Source organism: Flavobacterium sp. HSC-32F16, from assembly GCF_024171645.1.
GTDB lineage: Bacteria > Bacteroidota > Bacteroidia > Flavobacteriales > Flavobacteriaceae > Flavobacterium.
Genome location: NZ_JALKAC010000001.1, coordinates 312,554 through 330,195 on the forward strand (window position 1 = coordinate 312,554; position 17,642 = coordinate 330,195).

17 protein-coding genes are annotated in these 17,642 nt (G+C 36.8%); 3 read left to right on the forward strand and 14 right to left on the reverse strand.

All coding sequences use genetic code 11. The features are described from left to right. Positions 1-211: 211 nt before the first annotated feature. The 4 genes from L1276_RS01460 to L1276_RS01475 form a co-directional block, all read right to left on the reverse strand. Complete coding sequence (locus L1276_RS01460; protein ID WP_095929232.1) at positions 212-664, reverse strand: Lrp/AsnC family transcriptional regulator; 453 nt, start codon at positions 662-664, stop codon at positions 212-214. A 214-nt stretch (positions 665-878) separates the two neighbouring features. Then, on the reverse strand, positions 879-1,871 hold the full coding sequence (locus tag L1276_RS01465) for a bile acid:sodium symporter family protein (RefSeq protein WP_253784731.1): 993 nt from the start codon (positions 1,869-1,871) through the stop codon (positions 879-881). A 56-nt stretch (positions 1,872-1,927) separates the two neighbouring features. Beyond that, positions 1,928-2,959, reverse strand: coding sequence for a methionine synthase (locus tag L1276_RS01470; RefSeq protein WP_253784733.1), 1,032 nt, complete (start codon positions 2,957-2,959; stop codon positions 1,928-1,930). A 30-nt stretch (positions 2,960-2,989) separates the two neighbouring features. Next, on the reverse strand, positions 2,990-4,042 hold the full coding sequence (locus L1276_RS01475; RefSeq protein WP_253784735.1) for a DUF1852 domain-containing protein: 1,053 nt from the start codon (positions 4,040-4,042) through the stop codon (positions 2,990-2,992). 267 nt (positions 4,043-4,309) lie between these two features. On the opposite strand from L1276_RS01475, the gene L1276_RS01480 reads away from it, so the two are divergent. Then, a complete protein-coding gene (locus tag L1276_RS01480) occupies positions 4,310-4,939 on the forward strand; it encodes a nitroreductase family protein (RefSeq protein WP_253784737.1) in 630 nt (209 codons plus the stop codon). A 286-nt stretch (positions 4,940-5,225) separates the two neighbouring features. On the opposite strand, the gene L1276_RS01485 is transcribed toward L1276_RS01480, so the two are convergent. The 10 genes from L1276_RS01485 to L1276_RS01530 form a co-directional block, all read right to left on the reverse strand. Further along, a complete protein-coding gene (locus L1276_RS01485) occupies positions 5,226-6,362 on the reverse strand; it encodes an NADH-dependent flavin oxidoreductase (RefSeq protein ID WP_253784739.1) in 1,137 nt (378 codons plus the stop codon). 21 nt (positions 6,363-6,383) lie between these two features. Further along, the gene (locus L1276_RS01490) at positions 6,384-7,127 is read right to left on the reverse strand and encodes an SDR family oxidoreductase (RefSeq protein ID WP_253784741.1); all 744 of its coding nucleotides are present in this window, start codon (positions 7,125-7,127) and stop codon (positions 6,384-6,386) included. 36 nt (positions 7,128-7,163) lie between these two features. Beyond that, a complete protein-coding gene (locus L1276_RS01495) occupies positions 7,164-7,442 on the reverse strand; it encodes a putative quinol monooxygenase (protein WP_253784743.1) in 279 nt (92 codons plus the stop codon). Between the two features lie 14 nt (positions 7,443-7,456). Next, positions 7,457-8,527, reverse strand: a complete 1,071-nt coding sequence (namA, locus tag L1276_RS01500) for an NADPH dehydrogenase NamA (protein WP_253784745.1) — start codon at positions 8,525-8,527, stop codon at positions 7,457-7,459. Positions 8,528-8,606: 79 nt separating this feature from the next. Next, positions 8,607-8,993 (reverse strand): nuclear transport factor 2 family protein, encoded by a 387-nt coding sequence (locus tag L1276_RS01505; RefSeq protein WP_253784747.1) that lies wholly within the window; start codon positions 8,991-8,993, stop codon positions 8,607-8,609. A 5-nt stretch (positions 8,994-8,998) separates the two neighbouring features. Next, entirely contained in the window at positions 8,999-9,544 is a 546-nt protein-coding gene (locus L1276_RS01510) for a nuclear transport factor 2 family protein (protein WP_253784749.1), read from the reverse strand. Positions 9,545-10,218: 674 nt separating this feature from the next. Then, complete coding sequence (locus L1276_RS01515; protein ID WP_253784751.1) at positions 10,219-11,079, reverse strand: AraC family transcriptional regulator; 861 nt, start codon at positions 11,077-11,079, stop codon at positions 10,219-10,221. A 466-nt stretch (positions 11,080-11,545) separates the two neighbouring features. Next, positions 11,546-12,058 carry a response regulator gene (locus tag L1276_RS01520; protein WP_253784753.1) on the reverse strand — a complete coding sequence of 171 codons (513 nt, stop codon included), beginning with the start codon at positions 12,056-12,058 and terminating at the stop codon, positions 11,546-11,548. A 458-nt stretch (positions 12,059-12,516) separates the two neighbouring features. After that, positions 12,517-14,025: an ATP-binding protein gene (locus L1276_RS01525; protein ID WP_253784755.1), complete on the reverse strand. Its 1,509-nt coding sequence runs from the start codon at positions 14,023-14,025 to the stop codon at positions 12,517-12,519. 175 nt (positions 14,026-14,200) lie between these two features. Continuing rightward, positions 14,201-15,922 carry an FAD/NAD(P)-binding protein gene (locus L1276_RS01530; RefSeq protein WP_253784757.1) on the reverse strand — a complete coding sequence of 574 codons (1,722 nt, stop codon included), beginning with the start codon at positions 15,920-15,922 and terminating at the stop codon, positions 14,201-14,203. A gap of 223 nt (positions 15,923-16,145) precedes the next feature. Here L1276_RS01530 and L1276_RS01535 point away from each other — a divergent pair, with 223 nt between their 5' ends. Then, positions 16,146-16,706, forward strand: coding sequence for a Crp/Fnr family transcriptional regulator (locus L1276_RS01535; protein ID WP_253784759.1), 561 nt, complete (start codon positions 16,146-16,148; stop codon positions 16,704-16,706). A gap of 70 nt (positions 16,707-16,776) precedes the next feature. After that, positions 16,777-17,640, forward strand: a complete 864-nt coding sequence (locus L1276_RS01540) for an SDR family oxidoreductase (RefSeq protein WP_253784760.1) — start codon at positions 16,777-16,779, stop codon at positions 17,638-17,640. Positions 17,641-17,642: the final 2 nt, after the last annotated feature.

A 17,642-nucleotide genomic window follows, 5' to 3' on the forward strand; every position in this document is an offset into this window, starting at 1 on the left:
AAAAGACCGCTGTTTTTTAAGGTAAAATTGTAGGTTTTCCAAACCTTTACAACCTAACATTTCATGATTCTATTTTTTTTACAAGAAATCCTTAGACTGTTTAAAATAAACAATATAAAGTGGCTTCATTAAAGATTTAATCGAAGCTGAACGATGATTCGAAGTCCCACAAAAGCTAAGGTGAATTTCAAATAAATAAGCCATCGCGGCACTATCCATACAAATTTTTTATCTCCGACATAACAAAGGTACTCTGGGTACTGCCTATGCTTTCAACTGATCCCAATTTATTAAACACAAAATCCTGATAATGCTTCATGTCTTTGGCAGAAACTTTCATTAAAAAATCGTAGTCACCTGAGATATTGTAACATTCCACAACTTCTTCGATTTTCATAATATCACTAACAAACTGATTCCCAATATTACGATCGTGCTGTTTAAGTTTGATATTACAGAAAACGATGAAACCTCTGTTTAATTTTTCTGCATCCAGCAGGGCTATATATTTCTTAATGTAACCGCTGTTTTCCAATCTCTTAATCCGCTCAAAAACTGGCGATGCTGAAAGATTTACCATCTTAGCAAGTTCTTTTACAGTGTATTTAGAATTATCATGAAGTATATTTAATAACTGAAGATCAATATCGTCTATTTGTTCCATAGAATATTTTGGTTTAATTTATTTCTAAAACAGAATAAAATTCTTCAAATATAACCAAAAACAATACAAAAATCTTATTTTATACAAGTTAAAAACATTACATACTGCAACGTTGATCTTCACAGTTATAAAAATCTAAAAGAATTATTTTATAGCAGGAGCTTTATTTTATTGCCCTTTATCAAAATAAATAAAGGGGAAAGTCATAAAAAAATTACACTTCTTTTCGTCGAGCCATCCCCTGAGCAATGATGCTGGCGGCAATCAATTGCAAGGCATGGTAAAGCATGAGTGGCAGCAATACGATGCCCGTGATGGTACTGTGCTGAAAAAGTACTTTTGACATAACAGTACCGTGTACCAATGACTTTTTAGACCCGCAGAATAAGACAGTAATACGGTCTTCATCTGAAAAACCAAGCAGACGGCTGAGTAGTCCGACACAAAAGAATACGGCAAAAAACAACGCCATCATCCCTGCAGCGAGTCCGACAAGTTCAAGGGCGGTGAAGCCTTCAAAAAGATGTTCGGAAAATGACTTGCAAAACGACGTGTAAATAATCGTGAGAATAACTGCCTGATCGAAATATTTGAGCTGTTTCTTGTATTTTTCGGCAATGGCACCGAAACGGGAATTGAGACTTATGCCAATGATGACAGGCAGCAAGACTTGAAGAATCAACTTTATGACGATTTGAGTAACATCAAAATCGCCTGTTGCAGAAGCTATAAACAGTCCAACCCATAGAGGCGTAACCACTACTCCGATCAAACTGGAAATACTCGCATTGAAAATGGCTGCCGGAATGTTTCCCTTAGCGATGGAAACCATGACCACCGAAGAGGAAACTGTGGACGGTAAAGCTGCCAGAAAAAATACACCCAGCCAAAGCAGCTCGAAGCCGTTATTGACAAACAACGGACGAAATGCCAAAACAAGGAGCGGAAAAAATAAAAAGGTTGTCAACTGTACGATAATGTGCATTTTCCAGTTGGAAAGTCCGGTTTTTAGTTTCTCAACACTCAGTCGCATGCCATAAAACAAGAAAATAAAGGAAACGCCTGCATTGGCAATCTCCTCCAGCGAAACAGGTTCTTTGACCATGCCTGGCTTTGGCAAAAAATAAGCCATCAGAATCATGGTGGCTATCATTAACAGGAAACCATCGAAACCTGCTTTTTTTAATACTTCTAATAATTTCTTCAATGTGTTTTAAATATTATTCCTCCGTGGAGGCAAGATTACAAAAATATCAATTGAGACTAAATCCCAAGTTCTTTGCGTATAATTTCTGCTCCTGCGCTTAAAGCACTTAACTTACCTCTGGCTACGTCTCGAGATAGCGGGGCCATACCGCAGTTTGTAGAAGGGTAAAGATTTTCGGCATCTACAAACTCAAGAGCTTTACGCAGTGTAGCAGCGACTTCTTCTGGTGTTTCGATAGTGTTTTTTGCCACATCAATGGCACCGACCATTACTTTTTTACCGCGAACCAATTCCATTAAATCTAAAGGCACATTGGAGTTGTGACATTCTAAAGACACGATATCAATTTTAGATTTTTGAATTTTCGGAAAAATTTCTTCGTATTGTCTCCACTCAGAACCTAATGTCTTTTTCCAATCAGTATTTGCCTGTATTCCATAACCATAACAAATATGAACCGCAGTCTGGCAGTGTAAACCTTCAATGGCTCTTTCTAATGCTGCCATTCCCCAATCGTTTACTTCATCAAAGAACACATTAAATGCAGGTTCATCAAACTGAATAATATCTACCCCTGCGTCTTGAAGTTCTCTTGCTTCTTCATTGAGTGCTTTCGCAAATTCCCAAGCCAATTTTTCACGGCTTTTATAATGGTCGTCGTACAAAGTATCTACCATTGTCAGCGGACCTGGCAATGCCCATTTTATAGGTTTATTAGTCTGTTTACGTAAAAATTTAGCATCTTCAACAAAAACTGCTTTTTGACGTGCAACCTCACCTACAACCACTGGAACACTCGCGTCATAACGGTTACGGATTTTTACTGTTTTACGATTTTCAAAATCTACACCGCTTAAATGCTCGATAAAAGTCGTTACAAAATGCTGGCGTGTCTGCTCACCGTCACAAATGATATCTAGATCTGCCAATTGTTGTTCCTGCAGAGAAATGCGTAAAGCATCTTGTTTCCCTTCAAGCAGCTGATCGCCTTCTAATTTCCATGGTGACCAAAGTTTTTCGGGTGGTGCAAGCCAGGCAGGTTTGGGTAAACTTCCAACAATTGAGGTAGGTAATAATAATTTCTTCATAATAGTATAATTTTAAGACGTTGTAATCAATTAAAGAGTAAAATTAGCAGACCATTCTTCCAGGAGACTTTTGTAAGGCTTAATGAAATGCTCTTCTGCATATTTACCCTGTTCAACAGCCAGTCGGCTGCGCTCTTCGCGATCATAATCCACACGAGTCAGTGAATAATCTTCGTGTTTAAGACTAGGTTGATAGATTTTCCCAGCCACTGAATTTGCATTGTAAATTTCAGGGCGATAAATCTTCTGGAAAGTCTCCATCGTGCTGATTGAGCTGATTAGTCCAAGATCAGTATAATCAGCAAGCAGATCTCCGGAATGATAAAAAGCCATCGGTGCCACACTATTCGCAGGCATGAAAAAACGAACTTTTAAACCCATTTTAGAGAAATATTCATCAGTGATAGAATACTGATCCTGCAGATACTCAAAACCCAGAACCGGATGCTGATACTCAGTGCGAGTATATGTTTTGTTGCTCGATACACTTAGACAAATGATCGGTGACATTTTAAAGTGCTCTTTATAAGTGGCTGAATTCACAAAGCATTTATAAAGTTTTCCGTGCAAATCACCAAAATTTTCAGGAATAGAGAAATTAGGTTTATTTTTATTGTGATCGATCAATAAAATGCTGAAATCATAATCACGCACATAAGATGAATAATTATTTCCGGCAACTCCTTCGATTTGCTGGCCAGTCTTACGATCAATAATATTTGTTTTTAAAACTTCAATCATCGGTAGATCGTTACTACCATTTTTATCATCAATACTCATTGTTACTGTGAGGATTTCAAGTTCCACATGGTAACGATCCCCTTTTGGATTATCTACATAAGCCAATGTATTGAATCGATTATTAATCATATTTAAGGCATTACGCAAGTTTTGCTGGCGATTACCTCCTCTAGCCAGGTTTGCAAAATTGGTTGTCAAACGCGTTTTACTTGAGGGATGATAGTTTTCATCTAAACAAGTGCTCTTTAGTGTAAATGCAAAATCATTTTGGATTGCATTCTGGGTGTTTTCAATATCCTGCTTTTCGTTTATTCCCCTATCTTGCTGTATGTTCGCTTTCATCTGATGATACTATTTAGTTTTTTTACCCTGCAAATTTGAAAATAAAAGATTTAATATTTTTATTTATACTTAAAATCAGACAATTATTCTTTTTATGCATATTTTTAAAGATTATTAATCTTTAAACAAATATAATAATGAAGGAAAACAGATAAATATTCTTTAGTGACCTAAGAGGATTGACTTGGAGTTTCCCAGAGCGCTTCCAAAACTCGAAAAAGAAAACAATATCATTTATATTTGTCAAAAATTAAGACAGACATAGCAATGAATTTGATAGAAAATTTGAAATGGCGCTACGCCACAAAAGCTTACAATAACATTAAAGTAACAGAAGAGAAGATCGATCAGATCTTAGAGGCTATAAATCTTTCAGCATCTTCTTGTGGTCTTCAATCTTACCGTGTTTTTGTTGTAAGCAACCCGGAAATCCAAAAAAAATTAGGTGCTGATTCGTATAATGGACAGATTAGCTCTTGCTCTCATTTGTTGGTTTTTGCCGCATTCAATGATATGTCTTCGACTTACATTGACGATTATATGGCAATGACAGAAAAGCAAAGAGGTCTTGATGCTGGTGCCTTATCAGGATTTAGAAATGGACTGCACTCCTATTTCAGCGCTATTAACGCAGATCAAAAAGCCCTATGGGCGGCCAAACAGGCTTATATTGCACTAGGAACGGCACTTATTGCTGCGGCAGAATTGAAAGTGGACGCCACTCCTATTGAAGGATTTAATGCCGCCACTATCGATGCCGTTTTGGGTTTGAAAGAAAAAGGGCTGCATTCCGCAGTTATCCTTGCTTTAGGATATCGTGATTCGGAAAAAGACTATATGGCAGCTACGAAAAAAGTTCGTTTGCCTATAGATGAAATGATAACTAAAGTTTATTAATAATATTAGATATGTTAATTATTATGGGTTTACATCTAACCCCAACAGGCATCTAAGCTAAAATCATAATACCAATGAAAGACAGAAACTACATATAGTAAGCCAATATCTTCAAATTATCCATAAAAAATACTGTTCCTGTCAGTACAGCCAAATGGAGCCAATTGAAGACAATTGGCTCCATTTTTTATATCATTAAATAATAATTTAAGCAACAGGAGTAATTCCCAAAACTAGCAGCCAACTGATTTTTATTTTATAAATCTTTATTTTGCTATTGATTACATTAAGCTTCTACTTGCACCCAACCTTCTATTTTTTCGAAAATTGTCATTAATTTTGATGGAATTTTTTTCTCTTTTATTGCTGTAAGTTTAAGAATAGAAGTGATTTTATCCTCTTCTCCATTTTGAGTTAATTCTACCCAATCAGGATTAACAATCAAAGTTCTACCAATTGCCACCATGGGAATACCATACTCTACAACTTGATTAGCCATTGCAGGTGTTGTAATACCTCCGGCAACTAAAACAGGAACTCTGCTGTTCACATAGTTGTTTAGTGCAACTGATATAGGTTCTTTAGAAAATTCTGAATCAATTGGTTTTTGATCTACAGCATCAAACAAAGAGAAATGTAAATAATCAATATTTTCTTCAATGAGCTTATCAATTAGATTGAACGTATCTGGAAGTCCATAAGTTTGTTGTGGAAATTCTTCAGGTGAAATTCTGTACCCTATCAAAAAAGGACGATCAGCATATTTTGAAACTATATTTTTTACTTCTCTTAAAATTTCCAGACTAAGCCGCAAACGATTTTCCAGAGAACCTCCCCATTGATCCTTTCTATTATTAAAAAAAGGTGATCTAAAATTTTGAAGCAAAAAACCATGTGCGCCATGAATCTCTACGCCATCAAAACCGGCTTCAATTGCTCTTCTGGTGGTTTCACCAAATGCTTTGATGATTTCCAGAATTTCATTTTCCCTTAATTCTTTTGGAAGATTTTCTTTTTCAAAAAGCACTATTGGTCCACTTGAAACTGCGCTTGCACTTACCACTTCACCATCTGGAATAAGTCCGGGAATTGCTTTATTGCCTGCATGAAACATTTGTAGAATTGCTGGTGCTCCACCACTTTTTGCAGCATTTGCCAACTTTTTCAGACTTGGAAGAAAGGTATCATCATATCCTGCAAATTCATGGGTAAAGCCAATGCCATTTGCCGTAACGTGGGTACAGCCTGTAATCACTAAACCAACACCGTTTACTCTTTTCTTGTAATATTCAACTTCTTCATCAGATATCGTGAAGTCTTCATTAGAGGACCAAGTAGTCATAGGCGACATCACAATTCTATTTTTCAAACTAATTCCGTTCGCAAATAATAAGGGTGCAAACAGCTTTTTATATTTATTCATTACTTATTTTTTTATTAAATATTACCAATCTTGTGAAGTTGGACTGATCACGATATCGTTTACATTAACATTATCCGGCTGGTCAAAAGCAAACAATACTGCGTTTGCAACATCTTCAGGTTTAATCGCTTGCTTATTCAACTCGGCTGCAATTGCTGCACCTTCTTTGTTGGTCACTTTGTCTGCCCATCCTGTATTGATTACTCCCGGACTTATCAGGCTTATTTTAATTCCTTTATGCACAGATACTTCTTTTCTTAAACTTTCGGTAATCGCCCGAACGAAAAATTTGGTTCCGTGATAGATGCCTGCTCCTACACCAATGTTGATTCCTGCCACAGATCCCATATTGAGAATATGACCGGATTTTTGCTCTAATAATTTAGGAAGAACCGTCGCAATAGCATTCAAATAACCTTTGATATTGGTATCAATCATCGCATTCCATTCCTCAATAGCAACGTCTTTCCATTGAGAAAACAGCATTAGTCCGGCGTTATTAACCAAATTATCTATTCTCCCGAACTTCTCAATTGCAAAATCTGCCATAGCTTTCATTTGGTCGATGTCTGTTACGTCTGCAACAAATATTTCGGCTTTACCACCTTCAGCTTCAATCTGTTTTTTTACTTTTTCTATTTTATCATCAGCTCTGGATACTAAAATAATGTTGGATCCTGCTTTAGCTAATTTTAATGCTGTTGCTGCACCAATTCCAGAAGATGCTCCGGTAATAATGGTTACAGACTCGTTTAATTTTTTCATATTCCTAAATTTTTAAACAACTATAAATGTTACTAATTAATTGGATCGATAAATAATCGGTTGTTCCTGCAATTTGTCAAATGATGCGAAAAACGCCTTTGAATACGGTTGTTGATTATGAAGACTTAATCCGTCCAGGCTTTCCCATTTTTCATTTAGAATAAAAATATTTTCATCATCAATACTTTGGTGAACATTATATTCGATGCAGGTCTCTTCTTTTATAGATAATTCAGGGAGACTGTATAAAAGGGTTTTGATTTCTTGCTGATGCTCAGGCTTTGCCTTTACAACAACAGTTAAATAAATACTCATGTTTTTTTGTAGTATTAAAATGCAAGTTCATAAGGTTTTGGAACAGGAATTTCTGAACGAAGCTCTTTTGCCGCTTCTAAAGAAAAATAAGGGTTTCGCAAAAGCTCACGACCTATAAAAATAAGATCGGCATCATCATTCGTCAGGATCGTTTCTGCCTGATGTGCATTAGTAATCATGCCTACTGTTCCCACCAATAATTGATCTTTCAACTCCCGTTTAATGGTACTTGCAAATGGCAATTGATAACCGGAACCTACTTTAATTTTAGCATTTGGAACTGTACCGCCTGAAGAAACATCAACAATATCAATTCCTTTTTCAGACAATTTTTTGCTTAACCAAACTGAATCTTCAATGTTCCACCCTTCTTCCATCCAGTCTGCAGCCGAAATACGCACGGCAATTGGAAGCTCTGAAGGCCATACCTGTTTTACTTTGTCGATAATTTCGAATAGAAATCTTGCTCTGTTTTTTATACTGCCGCCATAATGATCTGTTCTTTTGTTTGGAATAGGTGATAAAAATTCATTAATAAGATAACCGTGGGCACTGTGAATTTCAATCATTTCAAAACCTGCCTTTAAAGCCCTCACTGCAGCATCAGAAAAAGCTTGTTGAAGTTCTTCGATATCTTGTAAGGTCATCTCGCGGGGCATTTGCATTTCTGATGAAAATGGTACGGCAGAAGGCGCAATAACTTGCCAGCCATCATCTTCATCTGGCATCAATGGGCGACTCTCGCGTCCTGAAGCCCAAGTACTTCCTTTTCTTCCGGCATGAGCCAATTGAATAGCAGGGACACTTCCGGCACTTTTTATAAAGGATGTAATCTTAGTAAGCATTTCGATATGCTCGTTTTTCCAGATTCCCAAATCTCCTACGCCAATACGTCCGTCAGCTCGTACCGCTGTTGCCTCCAGCATTACTGCACCTGCACCTCCCATCGCTCTTGAACCATAATGAACCAGGTGCCAATCGCTTGCAAATCCATCCTGAGCCATATACATACACATTGGCGAAGTGATAATTCTATTTCTAAACGTAACTGATTTAACAGTCAATGGACTGAATAATTTTGACATTTTTATTTTTTTTTAAACGCAAAGCTCCACCGGAAGCAGTATTTTGCTCCCAGTAAAAACTTTACGAAATGATTTTTGATTATTTAGTGTACAGATGAAAAAGCTTTGCCACTACTTTCCATTCACCATTAATTTTGATTAACGAATGGTAATCTGTGAAATCTTCATCTGCTGCATCGTGTTCCATTTCAATACGAACAATTGCTGTGGTAGGTGTTTTGTGTAAAACCGTAAGATTGGTTTTGATGTTGGGTGCTGCACCAAATTTCTCTACATAGGTGTACAGATTATCTATACTTCCTTCTGAAAGGTCATCGCCTAAATGACCGTACATTATCGCATCGTTATGAAAAGTCTTTTTTAATGCTGCAACGTTTCCTGTTTTTAATCCGTTTACATAACCTTCCATTGCCGTCAGGACATCTTCATAATCCTGAACGGTATTGATATTTTGATTTACTGACATAATTCTTATTTTATAATTTGATAAATTTTACTGATGATTTTCCAATCGTTTCCGTCTTTTACAAGGGTAAACATATCGGCATATTTGTTTGGTCCAAATTGTGATTCGATTCTCACTATTGCAACATTACCTTCTACATCCAGAGTAGTCAATGTGTAATTCGCTTCTGTTGGCTCAGCGGCAGAAAATCCATCAAATAACACTTGAATCGGAACACTTTTTAATGCTCCGTTTTCAGACCATGACATTGTTGCGGTTGTTGCAAATGCTGGTTTTGCAATACTGCCATCGCCTTTTCTTCCTGCTTCTACATATAAATCTATTGCTTTCAGGATACCTTCTTTTTGTTCTTGATTGTTTTGCATAACTTCTGTTTTATTGTTTTGATTGTTTTTATCGTGGCAGGAAACTAATAATCCGCCAACGGTTAAGGCTGAGATAATAGCTAAAGTTGGGACTGAGAAAAAGATCTTTTTAGAAATTTTTCTAATACCCTGCCTAAAACCTGCGTAATTTCGAACTGCGGTTTTTCTTTCGGAAATGTTTTTCATAAATCGTTTGTTTTAGTTGAAAATGCTAATTTTTGAGCTTAATTTTCTGTGTTATTTGACAGAATAGTTAAGCTCTATTTCTAAAACAAAAGTACAAGGACTTAAGCGTGACGTTTTTTCTAATCAGCTCAAAGATTTTATCTAATTAGTCCTTTTTTAAGGATTGAAAATTATACATTGTGGAAGTTACTCTATTAATAAAATTTGTTATCAAAACTTTTTCAATGAAAATCGAGAATATACACAAAGACTGATATTCAAATAATTGAATGCCTAAATTTTTATTTGATTTGATGTAAAGCTTCAACAATTGGAGTATTGCCATCGTGCATTAAAATGACTTTACTTATAGTAGAATTATTTTCTAATATTGATACAAGAGTATCTACAACATTAGCAATAGAATTAGATCATCTGTAAAAGATTTTTACCTCATGAACCTAAGACAAAATAAACGACGTCTACACCAGTCATACTTTCGGTAATCGTATCAACATCGCTTATCAGATCAATATAAACTTGCTCAACATTATCCAGATTATTTTCTGGCTTTGGATTTCTTGAACCTGATAAAACCTGATGTTAAGAAGCTAATTTAGTAACTAAAAGAGATCAAGCCCTTCCATTTCCTCCAATAACGAATACTTTTATAAGCTTAATTTTAAAATTATTTACTATCGAGAGGTACTCGGTGCCTGTCCGTGAAATTCTTTATATATTCTTGAAAAGTGAGAAACATTTTCGAACCCTAAAGAATAACATATATCTGAAACCGACAAAGCTGTAGTTTCCAGCATATCTTTTGCTTTTTCTAATCTCTTTTCTCTAATCCAGGTTGCAGGTGCAGCATTGTATATATTTTGAAAATCTCTCTTAAAACTTGACAAACTTCTGCCGGAAAGATAGGCCAGCTCGGAAACAGAAACTGGTGAAGCATAATGCTGTTCTACCACATTACGGATATCCGTTTTTACAGGCTCGTGCAGCTGGAGGATTTGTAAAAACATATTTCGGTTACATTCTGCAACATCATAAAGCAGTTCCATGATTTTCAGGCGAAGCTGTCCGGGATGAACCACAGAATGATCAAAAAAGTAAGGCTTCATGGAATGGGCAAATGCAACTAAACATTCATTCATTGGGTAAACTCCTGTTTTAATTTCTCCCTCAGGTTTTGACACCTTAATTTCTGAGGTTGATAAAAACGACTTCAGAAGATCATCTTTGATACTAAACATTAAACTATCATAGATATTATCATTTTCGGAATTTCCGAATTTATGATATTTTACAGCAGTTGCTTTTTTTAGTAAAATCATGTCATTCTTGCCAAGCTTATATTCCTGTTTTCCATAAGTCAGATCAACAGATCCTTCTAATACAATTAAGAGTAAATGCTGTTCCAAGTACATGATTCCTTTAACTTCAGTACTGTGTATACACTGCTCAATTAAAGAACAACCATCTAAGATGAGGGAGTTTTGGGGAGCATCTCCGCCAATCAAAGAAGTTGGAACTTTAATCATTTTCTTCATACTACAACTATTAAAGTTATAAAGCAGTTATAAATTTGTTTTGGAAATTCTTTTGAAATTGATCCTGAAATATTACAAAATTCAGCTACAAAGATAAAAGTATTAAGAAAAACATACTTTTCTTTTTAGTCCAAATATTTTACTCTTTTAGTCCAAAAAAATTTGATGTTTAAAATATTAGGCAACAATTAAATAAGTTAACCCCTCAGAAAAAAGATATCAATCTCCAACTGGACATCCAAACCAAAATTCTTAATAAAGCAAAGACAAACTGGCTGGTATCCCACAACGAGTTCCCTAAATTCACCTGACGTTTTGAAGATAAAAGATTCAATTATGAAAAGACCATCACAGGGCTCTGCGACTCTTGAGGGGACTTGAATGAAATTCATCTGCTCCAGAGAAAATGGGAAAATGGCTAAAGCAGTTCATAAGGACAAAATAAACGGATAGCACAGGTAAGAGCTTAGGAGTCCCTTTGGGATATATTCTTTTCTGAAACAAAAAATAAATTTTTAACCGGGCTCAATAAAGCTTTTGCCCAGTGGAGAAAGAAGACTTTCTTTAGGATCTGTACAAAGCCGGCAAAAGAATTTGGTTTCTGAACATAGAGGTCCGCTCCCTTCTCAAAAGTATCTTCAATATCTGCAGGATGGCCCCAAGTGGATAGCATAACGGCAGGGATGTCCTTAAGCTCTTTATCAGCCTTTATCTCTTCCAGTGCCTGAATACCTGCTTTAACTGGCATATTGATATCTATAAAAATAATATCCGGATCGGGCTGGGATTTATCTTTGAGCGTGTTCATCAGCTCCTGCCCGTTTTCAACCGTAGTTACCTCAGAGGGTACTTCTGCCTCATCCAGGGCATCGATGAATAATTCCTGGTCATCTTTATCATCTTCAGCCAATATGATTTTCAGGGGTTCTTTTTCATTTAAGCCTTCAGAGGCCTGGTGGGAATTTTCAGAAATTATCATCTTAAAGAGTTTTAAACCTACCAAATGTAGTGTATAAATGCTAAAAAGATTTCGATAAACCAATAATATTAAAAGTAATAAGAAATTCAGAACATAAAGAGTCGTTACAGATAATTATGTCCGGAGTCCTGCATAAGAAAGAAAAACGGTCTTTCGCATCCTTGTTTACAATGACAAAAGAGGACGCCTGCTTACTGCAAGCGAGCCCGGATACAAACCCTGAGTTAATTGATTTAAATTAGTCAACCTATTATATGGTCTGCGAGAGGTTCTGCTCATTTATAAAAACTTTAATATCCTGTTGGACTTCGTTTTTCTATCGGCGTCAAAAGTATTGAGATAAAATCGTATGCTTTGCGCTTTTTAAAAAATCTTTCGTTGATAAACCGCTGTGATTATAAATTAATTATAATTATAAAATAAAGCCTCGGCATGCCGGAATGTTAAAAATAATCCGCTTAAAGCGTTCTGCTTTGCTGTGTTAATGGCAGCAGTACAGTAAAGACCGACCCCGCATCCTTCTCTCCTCTGGCTTTTATGGTTCCTCCATGCCGCTCTGCAATCTTCCTGCACAAGGAAAGCCCCAGACCGCTGCCTTCATACTGGTCTTTGGAATGAAGACGCTCAAAGGCCGTGAAGATCCGCTCACTGTAAGCATTGTCAAGCCCGATGCCATTATCCTCGATACTGATCTCGGCCCAATTCCCCTGCTGATCCTCTATGATACTGCTGGAGATAATCACACTGGGGGGCACCTCAGCTTTGGAAAACTTAAGGGCATTGTGCACCAGATTGTAAAAAAGCTGCTGGATCAGTATTCTGGCCCCTTCAATCTCAGGGAGCTTCGAGCTGATAAAAACCGCATTTTTTTCCTGTATTACCAGTTCTAGATCGGTCTTAATTCCCTCAAGAACCCTGTTAAGGTCAATGCGCTCCACGGGCTGTTTTTTCTTATCTGCAGTGGAATATGCCAGTATGCCTTCTATGACATTCTGCATCCTGTGCGCAGAATGTTCAATCTTGCCTATATACCATTCAAACCTGTCATTAAACTCTGACTGCATTTCATTTCGCATTCTGCTGATAAAGGTTTTGACCTTACGGACTGGTTCCCTGAGGTCATGACTCACCAGATTAGCGAAATGCTGCAGGTCGTCATTCGAACGGCGGAGCTCCTCGGTGGTATCCCTGGCTTCTTTTCGAAGCTGCTCTTCTATCGCTTTCTGACGTCCAATATCCTCAATAATTCCGGTAATCTTAACGGGATCCCCATTTTCATCCCTGATTACCTTGCCGCTGATATTGGTCCAGCGCAGCGAATTGTCTTCGTTTAAAATCCTGGCCTGATAAGAAATCACACCCGTCTGCTCGGCATCACGGTGCGCTTTTTCCCTCACTGCTATATCATCAGGATGCAGTCTTGCTATTATTTTTTCATTTGTAATAGTATCATTTATATTCCAGATTGTCCTAAAATTGCCTGAAGTGGCAATCTGCTGTGTGCTCAGGTCTATTTCAAAAGTCCCCATGCCAGAAGCATCAATGGCCATCCGGAGCTGTTCCTCCGAACTCTGTACCTTTTCCTTTGCCATATGAAGGTCAGTGATGTCCATCCCCGTATTCATTACTCCATATATACGGCCTTCGGGATCCAAAAGCGGCATAAAACAGTAATTGAAATAAAAAACCTGCTGCTGTCCGTCCACCACAAGCTCAACCTTCCTGTCTTTGGCATGGAAAGCAATACCGGTGGTATAAACCTGCAGCGCCTCGTCAAAAATACGCTGCTTTAGAAGCTCGGGAAGAACTTCAATGTAGGTTCTGCCGATTACCTCACTACCTTTTCCCCATGTTCTGATCATGGCCAGATTAGCCAGTTCTATTTTCAATTCAGGTCCAGTATACACCCCTATAGGCAGGGGAGCATTATCTACAATATCCCTTAAAAGGTGTACAGTTCTTTCCATCTCGGCAGTTTATTTTATAGGCAATGTAGTTCTTTTCGATGGTTTTACTATTATATCCAGCCCCATTATTATTTTAGAATTTCCATTGTAATGTTCAAGAAAAATTAACGTGGAAGGAAAACGAAATTTCCCGGAGCGTATTGGAGTGTTTGGAACATTTGAATTTATACTCTTATTAATCCCTCAAAATATCTTTTACTATGCGCAGAGAAGCTGCTTCACAAAAATCCAAACCGGAATAATCGGGATTTAAACCTCCGATATAAGGCACAGCCATAATGTATAAATTTTTATTATATGCTCCATATTGATCCATAATTTGAAAATTGTCATTAATGGCTATTCCTGAAACATTCAAAAAATAATCGCCGTATTGGTCTTTCTGAACTCCTTGTGAATCATTAATAAAGGCCTTATGGCCAGCTTCTTTAGATTTGAATTTTAAACGCGCAGGACTAACCGCTTTTTGATCCAGCAGACTTTTAAAAGGAAAATCAGAGTAAGATAAATGCGGCTGTCCCACACAATCTACAAATGTTTTATAGAAAACAGACTGCTTATTGTTATCACTATCTGTAAAATTATACAAGACTCCTCCTCCATTCTGCGGTTCAACCGAACTATCGTCGCCGACAGGAATCAGGTCCAGCACACCAGCCATGTAAAGAGCCAGTAATTCTTCACATGATTTCTGGGGAACAAATGCAATTACTATAGAAATAAGCGGCATCAGCACTTTTTGAAGCCGCTGCATATCCTCTGCCGAAAAATATTTGGCAGGATGGTTCATGGCAAAACTCAACACTGCCAGCATTTCTTTCCAATAAATTGATTGCTGCCTTTTAATAGATTTCTCGGCCTGCACATATTCAGCTCTTAAAAGCTGGAAAGGATCAAGACGCTCACGCAGTTCCATCATATCAGTTACAAAATCCTCAATTGAAAAGTCTTTAATCCGCTGATAAAATTCCGGGTCTTTTTCACGAAATATTTCTTTAAAATCCTTTTCAAAAATGAAATCAAGGGATAAAAATCCATCATTACTTTTTCTGTGCAAATCTATTTCTTCCTTAGTTAACAAAGAGTCATTTGAAAGATGTGAATCTTCTAAATGAAAACGAACCGCAGGAAGCATACCGCTTCTGGAATGCATCATAATTTTAAAATCTGCACTTTCCGGGTTTAATTTAAAACAAAGAACCTCATCAGCATCTTTCTCAAATGAACCGTTATTTCTTGCCAGTGTTCTTATGGCGTCAATTGCTGTTAATGAAGAGCCTTTTACTGCAATTGGGTGATTGAAATGCTTTGCCAGTTTTACAGGAGGATAAGGTGCATCATAATATCCGGGAACTTTACCTTCATAACGTATCGGCCAGTTATGGCCTGTGCAGATAACAGCATAATCAAATTCATGATCAATACCATTTATAGTTTCCACCCTCACGGTTTGATTTTTACTGTCATAAATAATATCTGTAACTGTGCTTGCAAAATATACATTGGTGCTAATTCCCATTTTCTTCGCTGTCTCACGTAACATTTCAAACTGCGCAGCAAGATAACTTCCAAATAGAAGTCTCGGTACGACTTTATACTCATTAAATTGATCCGGTTTGATATTATATTGTTGAAGTAATTCGGCAGGTGCAGTATAAATCCACTCTGACATGGCAGATACTATATGCGGTACTTCATTATCTGATACATTGGTGATATGCTCTATATTTGCTCCTTCGGTGCTGTAAGGCATTCCTGCTCCAAGCTCTTTTTTTTTCTCAAAAATTGTAATCTCAAAATCATCTGAGCCGGATTCAACCAATCTCTTATAAACAAAAAGGCCGCTTGGACCTCCTCCTAAAATTGCTATGCGTTTTTTAGTATTTTTGATATCCATTTCATCTTAGATTTTAATATTTATTTTGAAACTGGCAGGCACTTAAATTATTTTTGCAATGGAATAAGATGGTGTAAAAATAATCGCTCCTATGTGATACAAATATCAATAACCAATTGTCCAGTTGGTTATATTATTCGAAGTGGAAATTATATAATTAAGGTTATTCCTGAGCTCAAACTACTAAAGATCAAATAAGATATACTCTATTATTTTATAAAAAATGAACGCACTAATAGAAAAATTTAAACAGTATGGTCCTCTCAGTAATGAAATAGAAAAGGAACTTCTGAAGAAGATAAAAATGCAAACAAGACCAAAAGGCGATTTTTTTCTCAAACAAGGACAAGTCATCACCTGCCTGTTTATGCTTGAAACAGGCCTAGTACGTTCTTATTACACTGTAGAGGATCGTGAGGTAAATTCCTGGTTTGGTTTTGAAAATATAATTTTAGGATCCATAACCCCGTTGTTCCTGCAGCGTCCATCTTCTGAGAACATACAGTTTTTAGAACACTCCACGATTCATTACATAGAAAGCAGTGATCTTGAAGCTCTGTACAGAAAACATACTGAAATGAACACAATCGGAAGGCTCATAGCCGAAGAGTGCTGCAAGTTTCTGGAAGAACGGGTAAACTCACTCCAGACTCAGTCTGCTGAGAAAAGATACCAATCATTATTATCCTTTCAGCCTGATGCTCTCCAAAGAATTTCTCTGGGGCATATTGCATCCTATCTGGGCATTAAACAAGAAACTTTAAGCCGGATCAGAAAGAAATAACGATTTTGACTTTTGTCAAAAAAACAAGTCAAAAGTTGCTGTTACTTTGTATTATTAAAATACAGAAAACATGATATTAGTAACAGGAGCATCTGGAAATTTAGGCACAATAGTAGTTGAAAATCTATTAAAACAAATACCTGCTGAAAGGATTTCAGTATTAGTGCGAAATCCATTAAAAGCGGCATTATTTGAGAACAGAAATATAAAGGCTCATATCGGAGATTATAGTGATAAAGCCTCAGTTATAAAGGCTTTACAGGGCGTAGAAAAACTTTTACTTATCAGCAGCATGGGTGCTGATGCATTGCAGGAGCATATAAATGTAATTGACGCGGCCGTTCAGGCAGGTGTATCACATATTTATTATACCAGTGGTGCATTAAACAGAAATGTCAAGAAATCCCTGCTTGGACCTTTAGCTGATTCCTATATGACGACTGAAGATTATATTATCGCAAGCGGTTTGAAGTATACAATATTTCAAAATGGACTTTACTTGGAAACCATTCCTTTTTTTATAGGTGAAGAGGTACTTGAAAAAGGAATTTACTTTCCTGCAGGAGACGGAAAGGCATCTTTTGCAAAAAGAGAGGAAATGGGTGAAGCAATTGCTAATGTAATAGCAGAGCAAGGTCATGAAAACAAAATTTACGTTACCACAGCTGTTCCATCACACTCCTTTGGAGAAATTTCACAAATGCTTTCAGAGCTCTCCGGCAGGAAAGTAACTTATGAAAGCCCGGAGCCGGAAGAATTTGAAAACCAATTAAAAGAATTTGGTCTGCAAAATGAGGATATCTACTATTCACAGATACTGGCAGCCATCATAAAAAATCAAGAATATAATATAAATGTCTCAGACCTTGAAAATTTGCTGGGAAGAAAACCAACTGATTTAAAAGCGTATCTTAAAGAAACATTTTTGCCCTAAAT